The sequence below is a fragment of the Micromonospora sp. NPDC007230 genome (genome assembly GCF_042869115.1).
Classification (GTDB): domain Bacteria; phylum Actinomycetota; class Actinomycetes; order Mycobacteriales; family Micromonosporaceae; genus Micromonospora.
In genome coordinates this window covers 25,451-46,653 of record NZ_JBIAFE010000041.1, presented here as the reverse complement: position 1 = coordinate 46,653, position 21,203 = coordinate 25,451, and the positions used below count along the sequence as shown (strand labels likewise).

The following is a 21,203-nucleotide window of genomic DNA, read 5'->3' as shown; positions in this document are numbered from 1 at the left end:
GGCTCTTGCGGCCCCCAACCCATAAACCCCCCCGGGGGGGGGGGGGGGGTTTTGTGTTTTTTTTGGTGGGGGGGGGGGGGGGGGGGGCGCCGCCCCCCCCCCCCCCACCCCGTTTTTTTCGCCACACCTGATGGAGCGTCCCTCCCTTGAACTTCGACGGACTGTTCTCCAATTTCGGGGAACTCACCACGACCGGCCTGACACAGGGCGCCATCTACGCCCTGGTCGCGCTCGGCTACACGCTGGTCTACGGCGTGCTGAGACTCATCAACTTCGCCCACTCCGAGGTCTTCATCGCCGGCGCGTTCGCCGCACTGTGGACCTGGAACGGCTTCGGCCTCGACCAGAACTCACAGGTCAGCGGGGTCGGCTCGATCATGTTCTATCTGCTCGTGGCGGTGATCGCCGCGGCCATCGCCTCGGCGGGCACGGCGACCGTGATCGAGCGGGTGGCGTACCGCCCGTTGCGTAAGCGGAACGCTCCGCCGCTGGCCTTCCTCATCACGGCTATCGGCGCCTCGATCGCGATCTCGGAGGCGTTCGGCGTCTACACCCGCCGGCTCCCGCAGGGCGCGCCCGGGCTGGTCAACACCAAGCCGTTGTTCGAGATCGCCGGGGTGCCCATCGACGCGGTGCAGCTGCTCACCGTCGGTGCCGCGCTGGTGATGATGGTCGCGCTGGACCTGTTCATCAACCGCAGCCGGCTCGGCCGCGGCGTCCGGGCGGTGGCCCAGGACGCCAACACCGCCGCGCTGATGGGCGTGAACAAGGACCGCATCATCATGCTGGTCTTCATCGCCGGCGGGTCGATGGCCGGCGTGGCCGGCCTGCTCTACGACGTGAAGATCGGCACGCTGACCTACAGCGTCGGCTTCCTGCTGGGCCTCAAGGCGTTCACCGCCGCGGTGCTCGGTGGCATCGGCAACCTGCGCGGCGCGCTGGTCGGCGGCCTGCTGCTGGGCGTGGTGGAGAACTACGCCTCGGGTCTGTTCGGCTCCCAGTGGAAGGACTTCGCGGCGTTCGCCGTGCTGGTGGTGCTGCTGATGTTCCGGCCGACTGGTCTGCTGGGCGAATCGCTGGGGAGGGCACGGGCATGACGACGACCGTTAATCCGCCGAACCCGGAGCAACGGGACGCGGCAATGGACCGGCTGCGCCACGGCCGCGAGGCGATCGCGCAGCGGTGGCGCGACGCGCCGCGGTGGGTGCGCTGGGCGGTGCTGGCGGCGGTCATCGTGTTCTTCTACGCGTTGCCGAACAAGGAGTTCTACCAGTACCTCGGGCCGATCCCGACCCCGGGCGCGAACTTCACCCAGGTGATGTTCACCGTCTCGATCTACGTGCTGATGGCCGTCGGGCTCAACATCGTGGTCGGCTTCGCCGGCCTGCTGGACCTCGGCTACTTCGGCTTCTTCGCCGTCGGCGCGTACACCGTGGCGGTGCTGACCTCGCCGAGCAGCAACATCAAGACGCTCTGGCCGTGGCTGCTGGTGGTGCCGGTGGCGATCGCGCTGACCATGGTCTCGGGTGTCATGCTGGGCACGCCGACGCTGCGGCTGCGCGGCGACTACCTGGCCCTGGTGACGCTCGGCTTCGCCGAGATGATCCGGATCGCGGCGGTCAGCTCCGACTTCCTCAAGGGGCAGCGGGGCTTCAACCAGATCCCGCACCCGCCGGGCAAGTACGCCGACGGCAAGCCGTTCTTCGGCGTGCTCGACGCCAGGCCGTACTACTGGCTGGTGCTCACGCTGATCATCCTGGTGGTGATCGGGGTGCGGAACCTCACCCACAGCCGGGTGGGCCGGGCGTGGATCTCCATCCGGGAGGACGAGGACGCCGCCCAGCTGATGGGGGTGCCGACGTTCAAGTTCAAGCTCTGGGCGTTCGCGTCGGGCGCGGCGATCGCCGGCCTGGCCGGCGCGCTCTTCGCGGGCAAGCAGAACTTCGTCAACTCGCAGAACTTCGAGCTGCTGAACTCGATCATCATCCTGGCCGCGGTCATCTTCGGTGGCTCCGGCAACATCGTCGGCGCCATCGTCGGCGGTGGCCTGGTGGCGTACATGATCGAGCGGTTCCGCGGCATCGAGCTGTTCGGCCTGGAGCTCTACGAGTACCGGTTCCTCTTCTTCGGCCTGGTGCTCGTGGTGATGATGATCTTCCGGCCGCAGGGCCTCATCCCGAACCGACGACGGGCGGCGGAGTTCAAGGACCGCCGCAAGGAGGTGATCGTCGGTGAGTGACGTCGAGCAGACGCCGGCCGTCCCGGCGCAGGCCGCCGCACCCGCGGTGGAGGCGGTGCCCGCGCGGGAGCCGCTGCTGGAGGTCGACAACGTCACGCTGCGCTTCGGCGGTGTGGTCGCGCTGAACCAGGTGGACTTCACCCTCTACAAGGGCGAGATTCTCGGTCTGATCGGCCCGAACGGCGCCGGCAAGACCACCTGTTTCAACGCGATGACCGGCATCTACCAGCCCACCGAGGGGCAGATCCGGTTCCGCGGCGAGAAGATCAGCGGGAAGAAGCGCCACCAGATCACCAAGATGGGTATGGCGCGGACGTTCCAGAACATCCGCCTCTTCCCCGAGATGACCGCGCTGGAGAACGTCCAGGTCGGTGCCGACGCGCACCACAAGACCAGCGTCATCTCCGCGCTGCTCCGGCTGCCGCGGCACTGGCGGGAGGAGCGGGAGGGTCGCGAGAAGGCCGAGCGCCTGCTGGAGTTCGTCGGCATCCGCAAGCGGATGCACGAGTTCGCCCGCAACCTCTCCTACGGTGAGCAGCGGCGGCTGGAGATCGCCCGCGCGCTGGCCACCGAACCGGTGCTGCTCTGCCTGGACGAGCCGGCCGCCGGCTTCAACCCGGCGGAGAAGGAGGAACTGCTCCAGCTCATCCGGCAGATCCGGGACACCGGCGTGACCGTGCTGCTCATCGAGCACGACATGCGCCTGGTCATGGGGGTCACCGACCGGATCGTGGTGCTGGAGTTCGGAAAGAAGATCGCCGAGGGTCTGCCCGCCGAGGTGCGGGACGACCCGAGGGTGATCGCGGCGTACCTGGGGGTGCCGGACGATGCTGCTTGAGATCGACGATGTGAGCCTGCTGTACGGGCGGATCCAGGCGCTGCACGGCATCAGCCTCACCGTGGACGAGGGTGAGATCGTCGCCCTGATCGGCGCCAACGGGGCCGGCAAGTCGACCACCATGCGGGCCATCTCTGGGATCCGGCCGGTGGCCTCCGGGCGGATCCGGTTCAACGGCGAGGACATCACCAAGCTCCGGGCGGACCTGCGGGTGCGGCGCGGGCTGTGCCAGGCCCCGGAGGGGCGCGGCATCTTCCCGGGCATGACGGTGCTGGAGAACCTGGACATGGGGGCGTACACCCGGCGGGACCGGGCGGGCGTCGCACAGGACCTCAACCGGGTGATGGAGCTCTTCCCCCGGCTGGCGGAGCGGCGCAAGCAGGCCGGGGGTACCCTGTCCGGCGGCGAGCAGCAGATGCTGGCCGTCGGGCGGGCGCTGATGAGCCGACCGAAGCTGCTGCTGCTCGACGAGCCCTCGATGGGTCTCGCACCGATGTTGATCCAGCAGATCTTCAACATCATCACCGAGATCAACGAGCAGGGCACGACGATCCTGCTGGTGGAGCAGAACGCGCAGCAGGCGCTGGCCCGGGCGCATCGCGCGTACGTGTTGGAGACCGGACGGATCGTCAAGAGCGGCACCGGTGCCGAACTGCTGCACGACCCGTCGGTCAAAGAGGCATACCTCGGCGTGGCCTGATCGGCGACCCCCACAGAAGGAGTACAACCATGTTCAACCCCTCTGGTGCTCGGCGGGCGGCGGTCGGGGCCGCCGGCGCGGCCGTGCTGCTGCTTTCGTTGGCCGCCTGCGGCGAGAAGGAGAATTCCGGCGAGCCGGGCGCCGGCCCGTCGGTGACCGCGGCGGCGGACTCCGCTCTCGCCGCCAAGGTGCCGGACGCGATCAAGGCGGACGGTGTGATCAAGGTGGGCACCGACTCCACGTACGCCCCGGCGGAGTTCCTCGACAACGACGGCAAGACCGTCATCGGCTTCGACGTGGAACTGTTCAACGCGGTCGCCCAGAAGCTCGGCCTCAAGGCCGAGTACGAGTCCGCACCGTTCGACTCGATCCTGCCCGGTGTCGACTCCGGCAAGTACGAGGTCGGCGTCTCGTCGTTCACCATCAACGCCGAGCGCCTGAAGAGTGTCAACATGGTCAGCTACTTCTCCGCCGGCACCCAGTGGGCGACCAAGAAGGGCAACCCGGGCGGCGTCGACTCGGAGAACGCGTGCGGCAAGAAGATCGCCGTGCAGACCGGCACCGTGCAGGTCGACGACATCACCGCCCGGTCGAAGAAGTGCACCGACGCCGGCAAGCCGGCCATCACCATCGACCAGTACCAGGCGCAGAGCGACGCCACCGCCGCCGTGGTGAGCGGCAAGGACGACGCCATGCTCGCCGACTCCCCGGTCGGCGCGTACGCGGTGAAGCAGAGCGGCGGCCAGCTGGAGCTGCTCGGTGACATCTACGAGTCGGCCCCGTACGGCTACGCGGTGAAGAAGGACCAGCAGGCCTTCGCCGAGGTGCTCAAGGAGGCCGTCCAGGCGGTCATCACCGACGGCAGCTACAAGACGGCGCTGGAGAAGTGGGGCGTCGAGGGCGGCGCCGTCACGAGCTCCGAACTGAACCCCGCCAGCTGACCATGTCGTCCGACATCGAAACACCCGAACGGGCACGGCCGGAACCCATCCGCGCCGTGCCCGTGCGGCATCCCGGCCGCTGGCTCGCCATCGCGGTGATCGGGGTGCTGGTCGCCATGTTCGTGCACCTGCTGGTGACGAACAAGGCGTTCAACTGGTCGCTCATGGTCGACGAGATGTTCCGGCCGCCGATCATCGCCGGGCTGCGCGGCACCATCGTGCTGCTCGTGTTCTCCATGGTGCTCGGCATCGGGCTCGGCATCGTCATCGCGATCATGCGGCTGTCGCCGAACCCGATCCTGCGCGGCGTCTCCTGGGTCTACACCTGGTTCTTCCGGGCGGTGCCCCGGCTGGTGCTCGGCATCCTCTTCGGCAACCTGGGCATCCTCTGGGCCCGGGTGGAGTTCGGCCTGCCCTTCGACCGGCAGATCGGCGCGCTGTTCGGGGTCCACGACTTCGAGGCCCGGCTGTTCGGCTTCAGCGCCGTGGACATCCTCACCGGGTTCGTGGCCGGCGTGCTGGCGCTCGGCCTGTCCGAGGCCGCGTACATGGCGGAGATCGTCCGGGCCGGGATCCAGTCGGTGGACGAGGGGCAGACCGAGGCAGCGCAGGCGCTCGGGCTGAGCCGGGCGCAGATCCTGCGCCGGATCGTGCTGCCGCAGGCCATGCGGGTGATCATCCCGCCGACCGGCAACGAGACCATCGCGATGCTCAAGGACACCTCGCTGGTCGCCTACGTGCCGGTCAGCGCCGAGCTGTTCTTCCAGCTCAAGGCGGTCGTCACCCGGACGTTCCAGCCCTTTCCGATGTACGTCGCCGCCACCCTCTGGTATCTCTTCCTGACCAGCATCCTGCTGGTCGGGCAGTACTACCTGGAGCGGCACTTCTCGAAGGGCTTCGGGCGCAGCGAGCGGGCCCGGCAGCGGCTGCGTGACATCACCGCCGAGAGCGGTGGCACCACGAGCGGGACGGCGGAACGATGACTGAGATGGCCATTCCCCGGCAGGCGGGTTCGGCGGAAGGGAAGCCGGGCCCGATGGTCCGGGCCGAGCAGGTGCACAAGTCGTTCGGGCCCCTCGAAGTGCTCAAGGGCATCGACCTGGAGGTCCGCGCCGGGGAGGTGTGCTGCCTGCTCGGGCCGTCCGGCTCCGGCAAGTCCACCTTCCTGCGCTGCATCAACCACTTGGAGAAGATCAACGCCGGCCGGATCTGGGTGGACGGCGACCTGATCGGCTACCGGGAGCGCGGCGGGAAGCTGCACGAGCTGCGGGACAAGGAGGTGGCCGCGCAGCGCCGGGCGATCGGCATGGTGTTCCAGCGGTTCAACCTGTTCCCGCACATGACCGTGCTGCAGAACGTCGTCGAGGCGCCGGTGCTGCTGCGCCGGGCCAAGAAGGCCGAGGCCCGGGACCGGGCGGCGCAGCTGCTGGACCGGGTCGGGCTGGGGGACAAGCTCGGGGCGTACCCGGGTCAGCTCTCCGGCGGGCAGCAGCAGCGGGTGGCGATCGCCCGGGCGCTGGCCATGCAGCCGAAGCTGATGCTCTTCGACGAGCCGACCAGCGCGCTGGACCCGGAGTTGGTCGGCGAGGTCCTGGACGTGATGAAGGACCTGGCCCGTGACGGCATGACGATGATCGTGGTGACCCACGAGATCGGCTTCGCCCGGGAGGTCGGCGACTCGCTGGTCTTCATGGACGGCGGCGTGGTGGTCGAGCAGGGCAACCCGCGCGAGGTGATCGCCGCCCCGAAGCACGACCGGACGAAGGCGTTCCTGGCCAAGGTCCTCTGATCGTCGGGTCCGGTGCGGCAGGCGCCGCACCGGACCCCGACAGACCGGGCATCGCCGCCGATGTCCGGCGGATCGCGGCCGTTCGGGCCGCGCCGCGGGTCGGGCTTGTCGGCGGTACGGACTAGAGTCGCTGCCGTGACAGCTACGACGCCGCGCCTGCTCCTCGTCGACGGACACTCCCTGGCATACCGGGCCTTCTTCGCCCTGCCGGTGGAGAACTTCTCCACCACCACGGGGCAGCCGACCAACGCCGTCTACGGCTTCACCTCGATGCTGATCAACGTGCTCCGCGACGAGCAGCCCACCCACATCGTGGTCGCCTTCGACGTCTCCCGCCGTTCCTTCCGCACGGAGAAATACGCCGAGTACAAGGCCGGCCGCAGCGAGACCCCGACCGACTTCAAGGGCCAGGTCAGCCTGGTCAAGGAGGTGCTGGCCGCGCTGCGCGTCCCGGTGGTGGAGAAGGAGGGATACGAGGCGGACGACGTCATCGCCACCCTCGCCTGCCAGGCCCGCGACCAGGGCATGGAGGTGCTGATCACCACGGGCGACCGGGACGCGTTCCAGCTGGTCGGCGACCAGATCACCGTGCTCTACCCGCGCAAGGGCGTCTCCGACCTGGCCCGGATGGACCCGGCCGCGGTCGAGGCGAAGTACGGCGTCGGCCCGGACCGCTACCGCGACCTGGCCGCCCTGGTCGGCGAGAGCAGCGACAACCTGCCCGGCGTCCCGGGCGTCGGCCCGAAGACCGCCGCCAAGTGGATCAACACCTACGGTGGGGTCGACGGCGTGGTGGCCCGGGCCGACGAGATCAAGGGCAAGGCCGGCGACAGCCTGCGCGAGCGGCTCGCCGACGTGATCCGCAACTACGAGATCAACTGCCTGGTCGCCGACCTGGAGCTGCCGGTGCGCCCGGAGGACGCCCGCTGGCAGGGCTGGGACCGGGAGGCCGTGCACCAGGTCTTCGACACCCTCCAGTTCCGCATCCTGCGCGACCGGCTCTACCAGTACCTGGAGGCCGTCGAGCCGGAGGCCGAGGCGGGCTTCGAGCTGGCCGGGCAGCTGCTCGCCGAGCCGGGCGCCCTCGCCGGCTGGCTGGAGACGCACGCCCCGGCCGGCGCCCCGGTGGGCCTGGCGGTCAAGCTCGACACCGGCCCGAACCGGCGGCACACCGCCTCGGTGACCGGGATGGCCCTGGCCACCAACGGCGGCGCGGCCGCCTGGTTCGACCCGGCCACGCTCGACCCGGCCGACGAGACGGCCCTCGCGGGCTGGCTGGCCGACGCCGCCCGCCCCAAGGTGCTGCACGACAGCAAGCCGGCCGTGCTCGCCTTCGCCGCGCACGGCTGGGACCTGCAGGGCATCTCCCGCGACACCCAGATCGCCGCCTACCTGGCCCGCCCCGACCAGCGCTCGTACGACCTGACCGACCTGGCGCTGCGCTACCTGCACCGGGAGCTGCGGGTCGACGCGCCGGAGACCGGCCAGCTCACCCTGGAAGGGCTGGGCAACGACGGCGAGGCCGAGCAGAACCTCATGCTCCAGGCCCGGGCCACCCTCGACCTGGCTGACGCGATCGACGCCGAGCTGTCCCGCGACGGCGAGCAGTCGGCCCGGCTGATGGCCGGCGTGGAGCTGCCGCTCATGCGGGTGCTCGCCACCATGGAGCGCACCGGCATCGCCGCCGACACCGAATACCTGTCCGAGCTGGAGGCGCACTTCGCCGCCGAGGTGAAGGCCGCCGCGCAGGGCGCGTACGCGGAGATCGGGCGGGAGTTCAACCTGGGCTCGCCCAAGCAGCTCCAGGAGATCCTCTTCGGCGAGCTGGGCCTGCCCAAGACCAAGAAGATCAAGACCGGCTACACCACCGACGCGGACGCCCTCCAGTGGCTCTACGCCCAGCAGCCGCACCCGGTGCTGGCGCACCTGCTGCGCCACCGGGACGTCGCCAAGCTCAAGTCGACCGTCGACGGGCTGCTCAAGTCCGTCTCCGACGACGGCCGGATCCACACCACGTTCAACCAGACCGTGGCGGCCACCGGCCGGCTCTCCTCGACCGAGCCCAACCTGCAGAACATCCCGATCCGCACCGAGGAGGGGCGGCGGATCCGCCGGGCCTTCGTCGTCGGCCAGGGCTACGAGTGCCTGCTCACCGCCGACTACAGCCAGATCGAGATGCGGATCATGGCGCACCTGTCGTCGGACGACGCGCTCATCGAGGCGTTCAACTCCGGGCACGACTTCCACGCGGCCACCGCCTCCTCGGTCTTCGGCGTACCGGTGGACCAGGTCACCGCCGACCAGCGGCGCAAGATCAAGGCGATGAACTACGGCCTGGCCTACGGGCTGAGCGCGTTCGGCCTCTCCCAGCAGCTCGGGATCAGCGCCGAGGAGGCGCGCGGGCTGATGGAGAACTACTTCGCCGGCTTCGGCGGCGTCCGCGACTACCTCCAGGAGGTGGTGGCCCGAGCTCGGCAGGACGGCTACACCTCCACCATCCTGGGCCGCCGCCGCTACCTGCCCGACCTGGTCAGCGACAACCGGCAGCGCCGGGAGATGGCCGAGCGGATGGCGCTCAACGCCCCGATCCAGGGCTCGGCGGCCGACATCATCAAGGTCGCCATGCTGCACGTCGACACCGCGCTGCGCGAGGCCGGGCTGCGCTCCCGGATGCTGCTCCAGGTGCACGACGAGCTGGTCTTCGAGGTCGCCTCCGGCGAGCGTGCCACCCTGGAGGCCCTGGTCCGCAAGGAGATGGGCGAGGCGTACCCGCTGTCGGTGCCGCTGGAGGTCTCCGTCGGCGAGGGCCGCGACTGGAACAGCGCCGACCACTGACCGGAGCCCGGGGCGGAATCTGTCGCTGCTCGCTGCGGTTGATCATGAGGTTGACGGCGGTTGCCAGATCCACGTCTCCGGCAACCTCATGATCAACAGGATGCGTCGGGCCGGCGGAGTGAGGCGGGTTGGGGGCCGGCCGGGTCAGCGGCCGGGGCCGCGGCGTGCCCTGGGCGGGGCGCCGTGCCGTTCCAGGGCCTTGCGGGACGGGCCGCCCGGCGGGGGCAGCGGGGCCTTGACGGGGTCGTGCCCCCAGTTCATCAGGGAGTACCGCCACCGGGTCGCGCGGACGTCGCCGCTCGGTCGCTGCGCCATGTGCCGCCGGACGTATCCGACCACCTTGCGCATGTGCCGGTAGTCGCTCTCGGAGAGCTCGTCGCGCCGGCGGCGCAGCAGCTCGACGATCTTCCGGCCGGACTCGTGGCCGACCGACTCACCGCCCCTGCTGCCCTTCTTCCGCCAGCCGACATGCTTCGACTCGTCCGTCTCCAGCCACTTCTGGAGTTCGCCGGGTTTCATGTTCACCGCCTCGGTGAACTCCCGATAGGTGTCCCGCCCATCGTCACTTCGACTCACGGCGGAGCGCCTCCGGTCGGTGCGCGACATCCCGGCCCGAGTGGTCGTTGCGGATCCGGTACTGCGGGTCCTCCGGCGAGGCGTTCACCGGGTGCCCGCGGACGTGCGTCCGGTCGACCAGCTTCTCCTTCACCACGCCGTACGCCCGGCCACTGTGGGCGGCCCAGGAGACGTGGTCGCCTTCGCGGAACTCCTTCTCGGCCATGCCCTCCGGGTACCCGGGGCCGCCGGGCGGAAACGACGGCTACCCGGCGGTCGGCTTCTCCGCGACGAAGATCGCGGTGCCGGGGAAGAGCCGGCCGCGCAGCGGGCTCCACTGCCCCCAGATCCCCTCGTACCCCTCCGGCCACTCCGGCTCCACCAGGTCCAGCAGGCGGAACCCGGCGCCGACCAGCTCCCGGATCCGGTCGCCGAGGGTGCGGTGCTGCTCGACGTACGTGGCCACCCCGTGCTCGTCCTGCTCGACGTACGGGGAGCGGTCGAAGTACGAATGCACGGCGGCCAGTCCGCCCGGACCGGGGTCGTCGAGGAAGATCCACCGCATCGGGTGGGTGACCGAGAAGACCCAGCGACCGCCGGGTCGCAGCACCCGGGACACCTCCCGCATCACCGCCGCCGAGTCGGCCACGAACGGGATCGCGCCGAACGCCGTGCAGACCGTGTCGAAGGCGGCGTCGGCGAACGGCAACGCGAGCGCGTCGGCCTGCACCAGCGGTACGCGTACCCCGGTGCGCGCGGCGGTCTGCGCGGCGTGCCGCAACATGCCCGCGGAGAGGTCCAGGGCGACCGGCCGGGCCCCCTGGGTGGCCAGCCAGCGGGCGGCGGCCGCCGCCCCGCAGCCGAGTTCGAGGATCCGCCGCCCGGCCACCTCGCCGAGCAGCCGGGCGTCGGCCTCGCGCAGCCCCTCGGGGCACCAGACGAAGTCCACGTCGCCCAGGAACGCGCCGTGCTCGGCCTGGTACTCGTCGGCGTCGGCGTCCCACCAGCCGCGGTTGGCCTGGCGAACCTCCGCGGCGCCCACCCGGCGCCGGGTCACCCTGTCCTCGTTCATTGGAGTCACGCTAGCTTCAACCCGGCGGGTCGCCGTCATGGGTGGGGTGGGGCCGATGTGACGGATGAGACAGCTACCGGACCTTACCGCGCGAAATCTCCGCTTTCGCAGCTGACGAGGTCGTCAGGACCGGGGAGGGCTTGCACGCTGTGGTAATGCACCGGGTAGGCTAGAGGATGCGCTCGCGGATCGTGTGCCTCGGCAGGGAGCAGGTGTGCGGTCACCGGAGCCACTAATGATCTTCCTACGGTGATCGTTCGGTGTGCCCGGCGACGGATCTGCTGGCGCGGACGAGTCACCGCGACGCCACGCCTGCTGTGACAACCCATCCGACCGGAGCAACCGCCCACATGACGAGCAGCATCGAGGCCCCCTCGAGCGCCAACAAGGTCACCCACGACGATCTCGGTTCCGAGGAGGCTTTCCTCGCCGCGATCGACGAGACCATCAAGTACTTCAACGACGGCGACATTGTCGAAGGCACCGTCGTCAAGGTCGATCGGGACGAGGTCCTGCTCGACATCGGCTACAAGACCGAGGGTGTCATTCCCTCGCGCGAGTTGTCGATCAAGCACGACGTGGACCCGGCCGAGGTGGTTTCGGTCGGCGACCACATCGAGGCCCTTGTTCTCCAGAAGGAGGACAAGGAGGGGCGTCTGATCCTCTCGAAGAAGCGGGCGCAGTACGAGCGGGCCTGGGGCACGATCGAGAAGATCAAGGACGAGGACGGGGTCGTCCGCGGCTCGGTCATCGAGGTCGTCAAGGGTGGTCTCATCCTCGACATCGGCCTGCGCGGCTTCCTGCCCGCCTCGCTCGTCGAGATGCGGCGGGTGCGCGACCTGCAGCCGTACGTCGGCCGTGAGCTCGAGGCCAAGATCATCGAGCTGGACAAGAACCGCAACAACGTGGTTCTGTCCCGCCGGGCCTGGCTGGAGCAGACGCAGTCCGAGGTGCGCACCGAGTTCCTCAACAAGCTGCAGAAGGGCCAGGTCCGCAAGGGCGTCGTCTCCTCGATCGTCAACTTCGGCGCGTTCGTCGACCTGGGCGGCGTGGACGGTCTGGTGCACGTCTCCGAGCTGTCCTGGAAGCACATCGACCACCCGTCCGAGGTCGTCGAGGTCGGCCAGGAGGTCGAGGTCGAGGTCCTGGACGTCGACCTGGACCGCGAGCGGGTCTCGCTGTCGCTGAAGGCGACCCAGGAGGACCCGTGGCGTCAGTTCGCCCGTACCCACGCGATCCAGCAGATCGTGCCGGGTAAGGTCACCAAGCTGGTGCCGTTCGGCGCGTTCGTCCGGGTGGACGACGGCATCGAGGGCCTGGTCCACATCTCCGAGCTGGCCGAGCGCCACGTGGAGATCCCGGAGCAGGTCGTCCAGGTCGGCTCCGAGGTCATGGTCAAGGTCATCGACATCGACCTGGAGCGTCGCCGGATCTCGCTGTCGCTCAAGCAGGCCAACGAGGGCTTCGTCGAGGGCGAGGAGCACTTCGACCCGACCCTCTACGGCATGGCCGCGACCTACGACGAGCAGGGCAACTACATCTACCCGGAGGGCTTCGACCCGGAGACGGGCGAGTGGCTCGAGGGCTACGACAAGCAGCGCGAGACCTGGGAGCAGCAGTACGCCGAGGCGCGCCAGCGCTGGGAGGCCCACACCAAGCAGGTGCAGACCTCCCGGGCCGCCGACGCCGAGGCTGCCGCCCACCCGGCTCCGGCTGCGGCCGGCGGCACCACCACCTCGACCGCGGCCCCGAGCCGTCAGGCCGAGGAGCCGGCCGGCACCCTGGCCACCGACGAGGCGCTCGCCGCGCTGCGGGAGAAGCTCGCCGGCGGCAAGTGACCCTCCTGCGACGGCACCTCCAGGTCGGCGCGTCTGACGCCATGTCGATCTGGAGCCGTCGCTGACGACGACGGGCCCCGTCCCCGCGATCCGGTCTCACCGGGCCGCCGGGGGCGGGGCCCTCGCGTATCTCCGCCCGACCCCGTCGTCCGCCGGCCCCGCCGGGCTGGGCTTGATCGACTCGGTGTTGCGGCGGATGTTTGCCTTCCCGCCGACCGCGCGGGCAACCGCCTGGCGCACGGCGCGCATCGGCCGCGGACACCCCGCCATCCCGCATCTCGCGTCGACCGCGCGGCCCGTCTGGGTTGGCGTCCGGTTTGGCACCGACCCAGTGATCGGGTTGACTGGGCGGGTGCTGATGGTGGGGTTGACCGGTGGTATCGGGTCCGGCAAGAGCGCGGTGGCCAGCCGGCTGGCCGCGCTCGGCGCGGTGATCATCGACGCGGACCGGGTCGCCCGCGACGTGGTCGCCCCGGGCACCGAGGGATTGGCCGAGATCGTCGCCGCCTTCTCCGACCGGGTGCTCGACGCACAGGGCGCGCTCGACCGGGCGGCGCTGGGCGCCGTCGTCTTCGCCGACGCGGCGGCCCGCCGCCGGCTGGAGGCGATCACCCATCCCCGGGTACGCGCGCGTACCGCCGAACTGGCCGCCGCCGCGCCCCCGGACGCGGTCGTGGTCAACGACGTACCGCTGCTGGTGGAGGTGGGGCTCGCGCCGACGTACCACCTGGTGGTCGTGGTGCAGACGGCGGTGGCCACCCGGCTGGCGCGGCTGGCGCACGACCGGGGCATGGACCGCGCGGAGGCCGAGCGGCGGATCGCCGCGCAGGCCGACGACGCTCGCCGGCAGGCGGCGGCCGACGTGGTGCTGACCAACGACGGCCCGCTGGACGAGCTGCATGCGGCGGTGGACGCGCTCTGGCACGAGCGGCTGGTGCCCTACGAGCGCAACGTCCGCGAACGCCACGCGGTGCGGCCGGAACAGGTGGTGCTCACCGGGCCGGACCCGTCCTGGCCCCAGCAGTACGCCCGACTGGCCGCCCGGATCCGGCGCGCGGCCGGGGCCGACGTGCGCGTGGACCACATCGGCTCCACCGCGGTGCCCGGGCTGGCCGCCAAGGACGTCATCGACATCCAGCTCACCGTCTCGTCGCTGGCGGAGGCGGACGGGGCGCTCGCCGAGCGGCTCGCCGACGCCGGGTTCCCCCGGCTGCCCGGCGACTGGTGGGACAACCCTCGCCCACCGGGCAGTGCCCGGTGGGAGAAGCGGCTGCACGGCAGCGCCGACCCGGGCCGCCCGGTCTACCTGCACCTGCGGGTGGCCGGCTCGCCCGGCTGGCGGTACGCGCTGCTGATGCGGGACCACCTGCGCGCCGACCCGGGCCAGCGGGCCGCCTACCTCCAGCTGAAGCGGGAGTTGGTCGCGTCGGCCCCGGACAGCGCCACGTACGGGACGTTGAAGGACCCCTGGTTCGACGAGGAGCACCTGCGGGCCGAGGAGTGGGCCGCGCAGACCGGCTGGCGGCCCTGACCGGGCTCAGCGTGTGGCCGGTCCGGGCGCGGCCACGGGCAGCGCCGGCACCCTGCCGGGGGTGAGGTCGAGCTGGGCCCAGACGCCCCGCCCGGTCCGCAGCTCCAACCGGCGCGGCAGACCGCTCCGGTCGATCCACCAGCGCAGCGCGGTCGCGCCGGACCGCACCTCGATGACGTCCACCGCGCGGTCGGCCACCCGGTCGTCCCGGACTCGCACCGTCGTCCCCGCCGGCCCGGAGCCGCTGCCGGCCCGCAGCGCCGCCTCCAGCAGCCGGTCCAGGTCGTCCCCCGGCGGCTGGTCGGCCGGCCAGGTCACCCCGGTGGGCGGCGGTAGCGGCGGTGCCGCCGGGAGCTCCGTCGCCGCGCCGTCGCCCGGGACCTCCACCCGGGCCACCTGCCCGGACCGCCACCGCAGGAGGGTCCGGCGTCCCGGGGTGTCGACCTCGACCAGCGCCAGGTACGCGGCGGACTGCGCCCAGCTCAGCCAGCCGGCGGCCCGCAGGTTGGCGGTCGGGCCGAGCGGGGCGGTCAGGGTCAGCGTCGCGCCTCCGCTCGCCCGCAGCCGGTCGGGCAGCCGGACCAGCCGGTCGGTCTCGCCGTCGGCGAGCGCGCGGGGCAGGCCCGGTCGGCCGCCGAGCGCGTCCACCGGGCGGAGCGTGGGGCGGTCGCTGCGGGCCAGCTCGACGGTGACCGGGGTGTCGTCCGACAGCCGCCCCTCCAGCCGATGCAGCCGCGCGTCCCGGTCCAGCCAGAGACGCGGCCGCCAGCTCGGCCCGCCGCCGGTTGCCGGCCCGCTGGTGCCTCCTCCGGCGCCGCTGCTCGTGCCGGCGGCGGTCGGTGCGGCGGTGGTCGGTGCGGTCGGGGCCGGGGCCGTCGGCAGGGATGCCTGGAGGATGTCGACCGGGCTGCCCTCGGCGGTGTCCTGGCCCAGCCAGCGGGCCTCGGTGGAGGTGGGGTCGGTCCGGTTCGCGCTCAGCCCGAGGAGCAGGTCCCGGACGGCAGCCACGGCACGCCCGGCGGGCGGCTCCCGCAGCCGCCAGCGGTCGGCCGGGGGCACCAGCGGGGGCGGGGCGGGGCTGGGCGTCGCGGCCGGATCGGGCCGGACCACCAGCGCCGACCGGTTGGCCTGGACCAGCCCGCGTTCGGTGCCGGCACCCGGTCCGCCGACGTCCAGGTAGACCAGCGGCCGGGCCCAGTCGACCCAGCCGACGAACTCGGTGCGCGCGTCGCCCGTCCCGACCGAGCCACGTACGCCGGCGCGGACGTCGCGCTGGTTGGTGACCCGCATCGCCGCCAGCAGCTCGGCCTCCGGCGCGGTGAGCGGCCGGGCCGGATCGGCCGGCTCGGGCGACCAGCTCAGCAGCCCGGCGACCAGCGCCGCCGCCGAGGCCGCCGCGGTGACGCCGAGCGCGACCAGCACCGCTCGGCGCCGGGCCGACCGCTCCGGCGGGTCGTCGGTACCGTCCGCGTCGGTGTCGGGCGGTGGTCCGGCCTCCCTGCCCGGCGGCAGCGGGCCCGTGGCGGCTGCCGGGTCGGCCCGCCGACGGCGGAACGGGAGGGCCAGGAGTCGGTCACCGGCCGTCGAGCGGGCGCGACGGTGGCGGCGGCCCGGTTCGCGGGGCACGGCGGTCGGCGCCGGTCCCCCGTCCGGGCTGGTGCTGCCTGGCTCGACGCGGGTGCCGGGGGTGGGGGTGGTGCGGCGTGGGGCCCTGCCGGCGGTGCCTGGTGGCGGCGGGTCGGCGCCGTGCCGGCCGGCGGTGCGTGGGGGCGCTGTGCCGGCGCCGGGCTGGTCGATCGCGCGGGGCGCCGGCGGGTCGGCGCCGGGCCGGCCGGCGGTGCGGGCGAGCGGTGCGCTGACGCGTTGCCGGTCGGCTGCGTGCGGGCGTGGCGGGTCGAGGTGCGGCTGGTCGGTCGACTGCGGGGGAGGGGTGCCGGTGCCGGGCTGGTCGGCGGCGCGCGGGGTCCGGGTGCCGGGGGTCGGCTCGTCGGCGCCATCGGTGGTCGGCTCCGCGGGACCGTCGGCGGGGGGCGGGCTGACGTCGGGCGACGGAGCGGGCCGGGACCGGCGGCCGGGGGAGGTCTCCACGAGTGGACAACGCGGCTGTCGGGATCCGGTGACGAGCAGGGGCGCTCGCGGCGGCCGGTCAGCGCCTCCAGCGCGACCACCTGGGTGCGCACGCCGGTCGTCCCGGGTGCTGCGACCCTGTGCCGGGGGCGGCCGCGCCCTTGACGGGCGGCCACCGGGCCCGGTCGGCCGCCGCGAGCGGCCTACGGTACGAGGGTAGTCGGGTGTGCTGGGGCACACAATGGGAATATCGAAGCCAATCACGGACGGTCCGTGGTCGGCCCGAAGTGTCGGACCGCGGGCGTACCGTTGGGGTCATGGCGCTCGACATTCCCCGGCTCGACGGCCGCTTCCAGGTCGTGAGCGAGTTCCAGCCGGCCGGCGACCAGCCGGCAGCCATCGACGAGCTTGAGCGTCGCGTGCGGCGTGGCGACCGTAACACGGTGCTGCTCGGCGCGACCGGCACCGGCAAGAGCGCCACCACGGCGTGGCTGGTCGAGCGGCTGCAACGGCCGACCCTGGTGCTCGCCCCCAACAAGACCCTCGCCGCCCAGCTCGCCAAGGAGTTCAGCGAGCTGCTCCCGCACAACGCGGTGGAATACTTCGTCTCCTACTACGACTACTACCAGCCCGAGGCGTACATCCCGCAGACCGACACCTACATCGAGAAGGACTCCTCGATCAACGAGGAGGTCGAGCGGTTGCGTCACTCGGCGACCATGTCGCTGCTCACCCGCCGCGACGTCATCGTGGTGGCGACCGTCTCGGCGATCTACGGTCTGGGCACCCCGGAGGAATACCTGGACCGCGCGGTCCGGGTGGCCGTCGGCCAGGAGCTCGACCGTGACCAGTTGCTGCGCCGGCTGGTCGACATCCAGTACACCCGCAACGACATGGCGTTCCAGCGGGGCACCTTCCGGGTCCGCGGGGACACGCTGGAGATCATCCCGGCCTACGAGGAACTGGCCGTCCGGATCGAGCTGTTCGGTGACGAGATCGAGAAGCTCTACTACCTCAATCCGCTCACCGGGGACGTGGTCCGCGAGGTCGACCAGTTGATGATCTTCCCGGCCACGCACTACGCGGCCGGGCCGGAGCGGATGGAGCGGGCGATCCGCGACATCGAGACCGAGCTGGGCGAGCGGCTGGCCGAGCTGGAGCGGCAGGGCAAGCTGCTGGAGGCGCAGCGGCTGCGGATGCGCACCACCTACGACATCGAGATGATGCGGCAGGTCGGCTTCTGCTCCGGCATCGAGAACTACTCCATGCACATCGACGGCCGGTTGCCCGGCAGCCCGCCGCACTGCCTGCTCGACTACTTCCCCGACGACTTCCTCACCGTGGTGGACGAGTCGCACGTGACCATCCCGCAGATCGGCGGCATGTACGAGGGCGACGCCTCCCGCAAGCGGATGCTGATCGACCACGGCTTCCGGCTGCCCAGCGCGGCCGACAACCGGCCGCTGCGCTTCGACGAATACCTGGAGCGGGTCGGCCAGATGGTGTTCCTCTCCGCCACCCCGGGCCCGTGGGAGTTGGAGCAGGCCCAGGGCGAGTTCGTCGAGCAGGTGATCCGCCCCACCGGCCTGATCGACCCCGAGGTGGTGGTGAAGCCCACCAAGGGGCAGATCGACGACCTGATGCACGAGATCAAGCTGCGGACCGAGCGGGACGAGCGGGTCCTGGTCACCACCCTGACCAAGAAGATGGCCGAGGACCTGTCGGACTACCTCCTGGAGAACGGCATCCGGGTGCGCTACCTGCACTCGGAGGTCGACACGCTGCGCCGGGTGGAGCTGCTGCGCGAGCTGCGCAAGGGCGAGTACGACGTGCTGGTCGGCATCAACCTGCTCCGGGAGGGGCTCGACCTGCCCGAGGTGTCCCTGGTGGCGATCCTCGACGCCGACAAGGAGGGCTTCCTGCGCAGCGGCCGGTCGCTCATCCAGACCATCGGCCGGGCGGCGCGTAACGTGTCCGGCCAGGTCCACATGTACGCCGACAAGATCACTCCGTCGATGGCGGACGCGATCGAGGAGACCGACCGGCGCCGGGCCAAGCAGATCGCGCACAACGAGGCGCACGGGATCAGCCCCGAGCCGCTGCGGAAGAAGATCCACGACATCCTCGACGACATCTACCGCGAGGCGGAGGACACCGAGAACACCCGCGTCGGCGGGGCGGTCCGGCAACTGTCCCGGGGTAAGGCCCCGGTCAAGGAGACCCGTAGCCGCGGCCGGGGCGGTGCCGCCACCCCGTCGCGGGAGGGCATGGCCCGGGCCGACCTGGCCAACCTCATCCAGGAGCTCAACGACCAGATGCTCGCCGCCGCGCGGGAGTTGCAGTTCGAGCTGGCGGCCCGGATCCGGGACGAGGTGGCTGACCTCAAGAAGGAACTGCGCGGCATGGACGCGGCCGGCGTGAAGTGAGCGGGCCGGGCGGCGGTGGACGTGCCCCCGGGATGGACTCCAGGCCGGTTGCACTGCGCGAGTGAGGTATTGCCGTGAGTGACGGCAATGCGTACTCTCCCACGGTGGGGAGGCTGGTATGCGGCTGTCAGCAAGTCCTGTCGTCCGGCGGGTGCGCCTCGGCGCGGAGCTGCGCCGGCTGCGTCGCCGCGAGGCGCTCACCCTGGAGCAGGTCTGTGTCCGGCTCGGGTGGGCGTCCACCTCGAAGCTGTCCCGCATCGAGCTGGGCCAGAGTCGGCCCGACCTGGCCGATGTGCTCGACCTGCTCGACGCCTACCAGGTGCCTGCCGACCAGCGCAACGAGCTGATCGTCATCGCCCGGGACGCCGCCACCGGGCGGGGCCTGTCCAAGGCCCTGGGCGAGATGGGCGAGCGGCAGCGGGCGTACGCGGAACTGGAGGCGGGCGCCGCCCGCATCGTGGAGTATCAACCGGCCCTCGTGCCCGGCCTGCTGCAGACCCCGGCCTACGCCCGCCTGCGGGTGAGCGCCGGGGCGTTGCTCGGCGACGACGTGGACGTGGAGTCCGACGTACGGGGCCGGACGGTGCGCCAGGAGGTGCTGCGCCGCCCGGATCCGCCGCACTACACGGCGCTGGTCGACGAGCGGGTCTGCGACTCGGGTGGCACGCCGGCCGACGTCTGGCGGGACCAGTTGCGGCACCTGGTCGCCCTCGCCGAGTGGCCGCACATCACCATCCGGGTGGTGCCGAGCGACGCCGCCCCGGACGGCGGCGTCCGCCCGCTGACCGCCTTCTCCTACTACGCGTACCCGGACCCGGCCGACCCCCGCACGGTGCTGGTGGAGACCCTCACCACCGACCTGCGGCTGGTCGCCGAGGCGGACATCGCCCGCTACGAGCTGCTGGTCGACCGACTGCTGGCGGCGGCGCTGCCCGAGGAGGAGACGGTCGAGCTGCTGGCCCGGCGGCTCGGCCCGGTGCACGTGCCGCGGCCCCGCGAGCCCCGCGACGCCCCGGTCCCCGAACTGCACTGAACGCGACGTCCCCGCGGCCGGACGGCGTCCTCCGGGGTGCGCGCGTGCTGGCCGGACCGGGTCCTCCCGGCTGCGCATGTGCTGGCCGCCCACATCCGGCCGGGGCGGGCGGCCACGAGCCCTGCCGCGGGCAGTAGGGGCGCCCGGAAGTTGATCAATCGGGCGCGGCTGGCCGCAGCCTTGCCCGCGCCGCCACCGGGCCCGGCGCCCCCGATGCCCGTCGGGATCGGTGGCCGGCGCGTCCCCCGCAGGCTATGCGAGGGGTATGACAGCTCAGGCCGGCACGTCCACGAAGTGCTCGACCAGCGGCGGGTTGGCGAAATGCGGACCGATCAGCGCCCGCCACTGCGGGAACCGCTCGCTCTGCCGGAAGTTGACGTCGTGTGCCTCGACCGAGTCCCACTCCACCAGCAGCACGAACCGGGACGGCGACTCCACGCCCCGGGTCATCCGCACCGAGCGGCAGCCCTCCGCGCCGCTGAGAAGGGGGTACGCCTGCGCGTAGGCGGCGGCGAAGGCGTCCTCTTGCCCGGGTGTCACGTCGATCAGCGCGACCTCAAGAACCATGCCCGAAGCCTCGCACGCCGGCCGTCGGCCCGTCCGCCCCGGGGGCTGTTCCGGCCGCCACACTCCCCTTAGGGTGAGCGCGCGGAACGCGGGGAGGGACACATGCTCGACTGGCTCACCGCTACGGCGTTCACCGTCGCGGGCGTCGGCACCACCTGGGCGGAGGTGCTCGGCTTCGCCACCGGGGTGGTCAACGTCTGGCTGGTGGCGCGGCAACACATCGCGAACTGGCCAGTCGGCATCGCCAACGTGCTGCTGCTCATGCTGCTGTTCTGGGCCGCCGGCCTGTACGCCGACGCCGGCCTGCAGGTGGTCTACGTCGCCCTCGGCCTGTACGGGTGGTGGCACTGGCTCTTCGGCGGGCAGCGGCGCAGCCGGCTCACCGTGAGCCGGACCGGGCGCCGGGAGTGGTGGGCGCTGGCGGTTGCCGGGGTGCTGCTCACGGGCGGGCTCTGGGCGCTGCTGGATCGGGCCACCGACTCCACGGTGCCCCTCGCCGACGCGGTCACCACCGCGCTGTCGCTGCTCGCCACCTACGGCCAGACCCGCAAGCTGGTGGAGAGCTGGTGGCTGTGGATCGCCGCCGACCTGATCTACCTCCCGCTCTACGCGTACAAAGGGCTCTGGCTGACCGGCGGCCTGTACCTGGTCTTCCTGGCGCTCTGCGTGCTGGGGCTGCGGGAGTGGCGGGCGGACCTGCGGCAGCGGTCGGCGGCGGCGCCGGTGCCGCCCGGCCCGGCACCGGTGGTCGCGTGAGCGCGCGACGTGAGCC

The 21,203-nt window shown here is 71.8% G+C and carries 18 protein-coding genes; 13 read left to right on the top strand and 5 right to left on the bottom strand.

Features of this window, described 5'->3' with window-relative positions; genetic code table 11:
* Positions 1–146 precede the first annotated feature (146 nt).
* The 8 genes from ACFYML_RS34405 to polA all read left to right on the top strand — a co-directional run bounded on the left by ACFYML_RS34405 (position 147) and on the right by polA (position 9,342).
* Positions 147–1,097 carry a branched-chain amino acid ABC transporter permease gene (locus ACFYML_RS34405; protein ID WP_357446366.1) on the top strand — a complete coding sequence of 317 codons (951 nt, stop codon included), beginning with the start codon at positions 147–149 and terminating at the stop codon, positions 1,095–1,097.
* Positions 1,094–2,239 carry a branched-chain amino acid ABC transporter permease gene (locus ACFYML_RS34400; RefSeq protein ID WP_387424613.1) on the top strand — a complete coding sequence of 382 codons (1,146 nt, stop codon included), beginning with the start codon at positions 1,094–1,096 and terminating at the stop codon, positions 2,237–2,239. Before ACFYML_RS34405 ends, ACFYML_RS34400 begins: the two co-directional genes overlap by 4 nt.
* Positions 2,232–3,077 (top strand): ABC transporter ATP-binding protein, encoded by an 846-nt coding sequence (locus ACFYML_RS34395; RefSeq protein WP_387424612.1) that lies wholly within the window; start codon positions 2,232–2,234, stop codon positions 3,075–3,077. Before ACFYML_RS34400 ends, ACFYML_RS34395 begins: the two co-directional genes overlap by 8 nt.
* Positions 3,067–3,777 carry an ABC transporter ATP-binding protein gene (locus ACFYML_RS34390; RefSeq protein ID WP_073833833.1) on the top strand — a complete coding sequence of 237 codons (711 nt, stop codon included), beginning with the start codon at positions 3,067–3,069 and terminating at the stop codon, positions 3,775–3,777. The genes ACFYML_RS34395 and ACFYML_RS34390 overlap by 11 nt, the downstream gene beginning before the upstream one ends.
* Before the next feature lie 29 nt (positions 3,778–3,806).
* The gene (locus ACFYML_RS34385) at positions 3,807–4,718 is read left to right on the top strand and encodes an ABC transporter substrate-binding protein (protein ID WP_387424611.1); all 912 of its coding nucleotides are present in this window, start codon (positions 3,807–3,809) and stop codon (positions 4,716–4,718) included.
* 2 nt (positions 4,719–4,720) lie between these two features.
* The gene (locus ACFYML_RS34380) at positions 4,721–5,701 is read left to right on the top strand and encodes an amino acid ABC transporter permease (RefSeq protein WP_387424610.1); all 981 of its coding nucleotides are present in this window, start codon (positions 4,721–4,723) and stop codon (positions 5,699–5,701) included.
* Positions 5,702–5,706: 5 nt separating this feature from the next.
* A complete protein-coding gene (locus ACFYML_RS34375; RefSeq protein ID WP_387424609.1) occupies positions 5,707–6,507 on the top strand; it encodes an amino acid ABC transporter ATP-binding protein in 801 nt (266 codons plus the stop codon).
* A gap of 135 nt (positions 6,508–6,642) precedes the next feature.
* Complete coding sequence (gene polA, locus ACFYML_RS34370) at positions 6,643–9,342, top strand: DNA polymerase I (RefSeq protein ID WP_387424608.1); 2,700 nt, start codon at positions 6,643–6,645, stop codon at positions 9,340–9,342.
* 144 nt (positions 9,343–9,486) lie between these two features.
* Here the strand turns inward: polA and ACFYML_RS34365 are convergent, their stop codons facing one another.
* Genes ACFYML_RS34365 through ACFYML_RS34355 form a run of 3 tightly spaced genes read right to left on the bottom strand, consistent with a single transcriptional unit; the run spans position 9,487 to position 10,969 of the window.
* Positions 9,487–9,918 carry a DUF3140 domain-containing protein gene (locus ACFYML_RS34365; RefSeq protein ID WP_387424607.1) on the bottom strand — a complete coding sequence of 144 codons (432 nt, stop codon included), beginning with the start codon at positions 9,916–9,918 and terminating at the stop codon, positions 9,487–9,489.
* Complete coding sequence (locus ACFYML_RS34360; protein ID WP_073833827.1) at positions 9,905–10,123, bottom strand: DUF2945 domain-containing protein; 219 nt, start codon at positions 10,121–10,123, stop codon at positions 9,905–9,907. The genes ACFYML_RS34365 and ACFYML_RS34360 overlap by 14 nt, the downstream gene beginning before the upstream one ends.
* 39 nt (positions 10,124–10,162) lie before the next feature.
* Positions 10,163–10,969 (bottom strand): class I SAM-dependent methyltransferase, encoded by an 807-nt coding sequence (locus tag ACFYML_RS34355; RefSeq protein WP_387424606.1) that lies wholly within the window; start codon positions 10,967–10,969, stop codon positions 10,163–10,165.
* A 350-nt stretch (positions 10,970–11,319) separates the two neighbouring features.
* On the opposite strand from ACFYML_RS34355, the gene rpsA reads away from it, so the two are divergent.
* Entirely contained in the window at positions 11,320–12,807 is a 1,488-nt protein-coding gene (gene rpsA, locus ACFYML_RS34350) for a 30S ribosomal protein S1 (protein WP_387424605.1), read from the top strand.
* Between the two features lie 352 nt (positions 12,808–13,159).
* Positions 13,160–14,338: a dephospho-CoA kinase gene (coaE, locus tag ACFYML_RS34345; RefSeq protein ID WP_387424604.1), complete on the top strand. Its 1,179-nt coding sequence runs from the start codon at positions 13,160–13,162 to the stop codon at positions 14,336–14,338.
* Positions 14,339–14,344: 6 nt separating this feature from the next.
* On the opposite strand, the gene ACFYML_RS34340 is transcribed toward coaE, so the two are convergent.
* The gene (locus ACFYML_RS34340; RefSeq protein ID WP_387424603.1) at positions 14,345–16,426 is read right to left on the bottom strand and encodes a hypothetical protein; all 2,082 of its coding nucleotides are present in this window, start codon (positions 16,424–16,426) and stop codon (positions 14,345–14,347) included.
* 296 nt (positions 16,427–16,722) lie between these two features.
* Here ACFYML_RS34340 and uvrB point away from each other — a divergent pair, with 296 nt between their 5' ends.
* Both uvrB and ACFYML_RS34330 read left to right on the top strand, forming a co-directional pair.
* On the top strand, positions 16,723–18,831 hold the full coding sequence (gene uvrB, locus ACFYML_RS34335; RefSeq protein ID WP_387424602.1) for an excinuclease ABC subunit UvrB: 2,109 nt from the start codon (positions 16,723–16,725) through the stop codon (positions 18,829–18,831).
* A gap of 118 nt (positions 18,832–18,949) precedes the next feature.
* Positions 18,950–19,864, top strand: a complete 915-nt coding sequence (locus ACFYML_RS34330) for a DUF5753 domain-containing protein (protein WP_387424601.1) — start codon at positions 18,950–18,952, stop codon at positions 19,862–19,864.
* Between the two features lie 273 nt (positions 19,865–20,137).
* Here the strand turns inward: ACFYML_RS34330 and ACFYML_RS34325 are convergent, their stop codons facing one another.
* Positions 20,138–20,431 (bottom strand): antibiotic biosynthesis monooxygenase family protein, encoded by a 294-nt coding sequence (locus tag ACFYML_RS34325; protein ID WP_387271899.1) that lies wholly within the window; start codon positions 20,429–20,431, stop codon positions 20,138–20,140.
* Positions 20,432–20,533: 102 nt separating this feature from the next.
* On the opposite strand from ACFYML_RS34325, the gene pnuC reads away from it, so the two are divergent.
* Positions 20,534–21,187 (top strand): nicotinamide riboside transporter PnuC, encoded by a 654-nt coding sequence (gene pnuC, locus ACFYML_RS34320; protein ID WP_387424600.1) that lies wholly within the window; start codon positions 20,534–20,536, stop codon positions 21,185–21,187.
* The last annotated feature ends 16 nt before the right edge of the window (positions 21,188–21,203 follow it).

What these genes read in the sequence shown, in the direction of transcription:
- ACFYML_RS34385 (WP_387424611.1), top strand. Translation starts at nt 3,807, where the DNA reads ATGTTCAACCCCTCTGGTGCTCGGCGGGCGGCGGTCGGGGCCGCCGGC.
- ACFYML_RS34380 (WP_387424610.1), top strand. Translation starts at nt 4,721, where the DNA reads ATGTCGTCCGACATCGAAACACCCGAACGGGCACGGCCGGAACCCATC.
- ACFYML_RS34375 (WP_387424609.1), top strand. Translation starts at nt 5,707, where the DNA reads ATGGCCATTCCCCGGCAGGCGGGTTCGGCGGAAGGGAAGCCGGGCCCG.
- pnuC (WP_387424600.1), top strand. Translation starts at nt 20,534, where the DNA reads ATGCTCGACTGGCTCACCGCTACGGCGTTCACCGTCGCGGGCGTCGGC.
- uvrB (WP_387424602.1), top strand. Translation starts at nt 16,723, where the DNA reads ATGGCGCTCGACATTCCCCGGCTCGACGGCCGCTTCCAGGTCGTGAGC.
- ACFYML_RS34355 (WP_387424606.1), bottom strand. Translation starts at nt 10,969, where the DNA reads ATGAACGAGGACAGGGTGACCCGGCGCCGGGTGGGCGCCGCGGAGGTT.
- ACFYML_RS34330 (WP_387424601.1), top strand. Translation starts at nt 18,950, where the DNA reads ATGCGGCTGTCAGCAAGTCCTGTCGTCCGGCGGGTGCGCCTCGGCGCG.
- ACFYML_RS34390 (WP_073833833.1), top strand. Translation starts at nt 3,067, where the DNA reads ATGCTGCTTGAGATCGACGATGTGAGCCTGCTGTACGGGCGGATCCAG.
- ACFYML_RS34360 (WP_073833827.1), bottom strand. Translation starts at nt 10,123, where the DNA reads ATGGCCGAGAAGGAGTTCCGCGAAGGCGACCACGTCTCCTGGGCCGCC.
- ACFYML_RS34325 (WP_387271899.1), bottom strand. Translation starts at nt 20,431, where the DNA reads ATGGTTCTTGAGGTCGCGCTGATCGACGTGACACCCGGGCAAGAGGAC.
- ACFYML_RS34400 (WP_387424613.1), top strand. Translation starts at nt 1,094, where the DNA reads ATGACGACGACCGTTAATCCGCCGAACCCGGAGCAACGGGACGCGGCA.
- rpsA (WP_387424605.1), top strand. Translation starts at nt 11,320, where the DNA reads ATGACGAGCAGCATCGAGGCCCCCTCGAGCGCCAACAAGGTCACCCAC.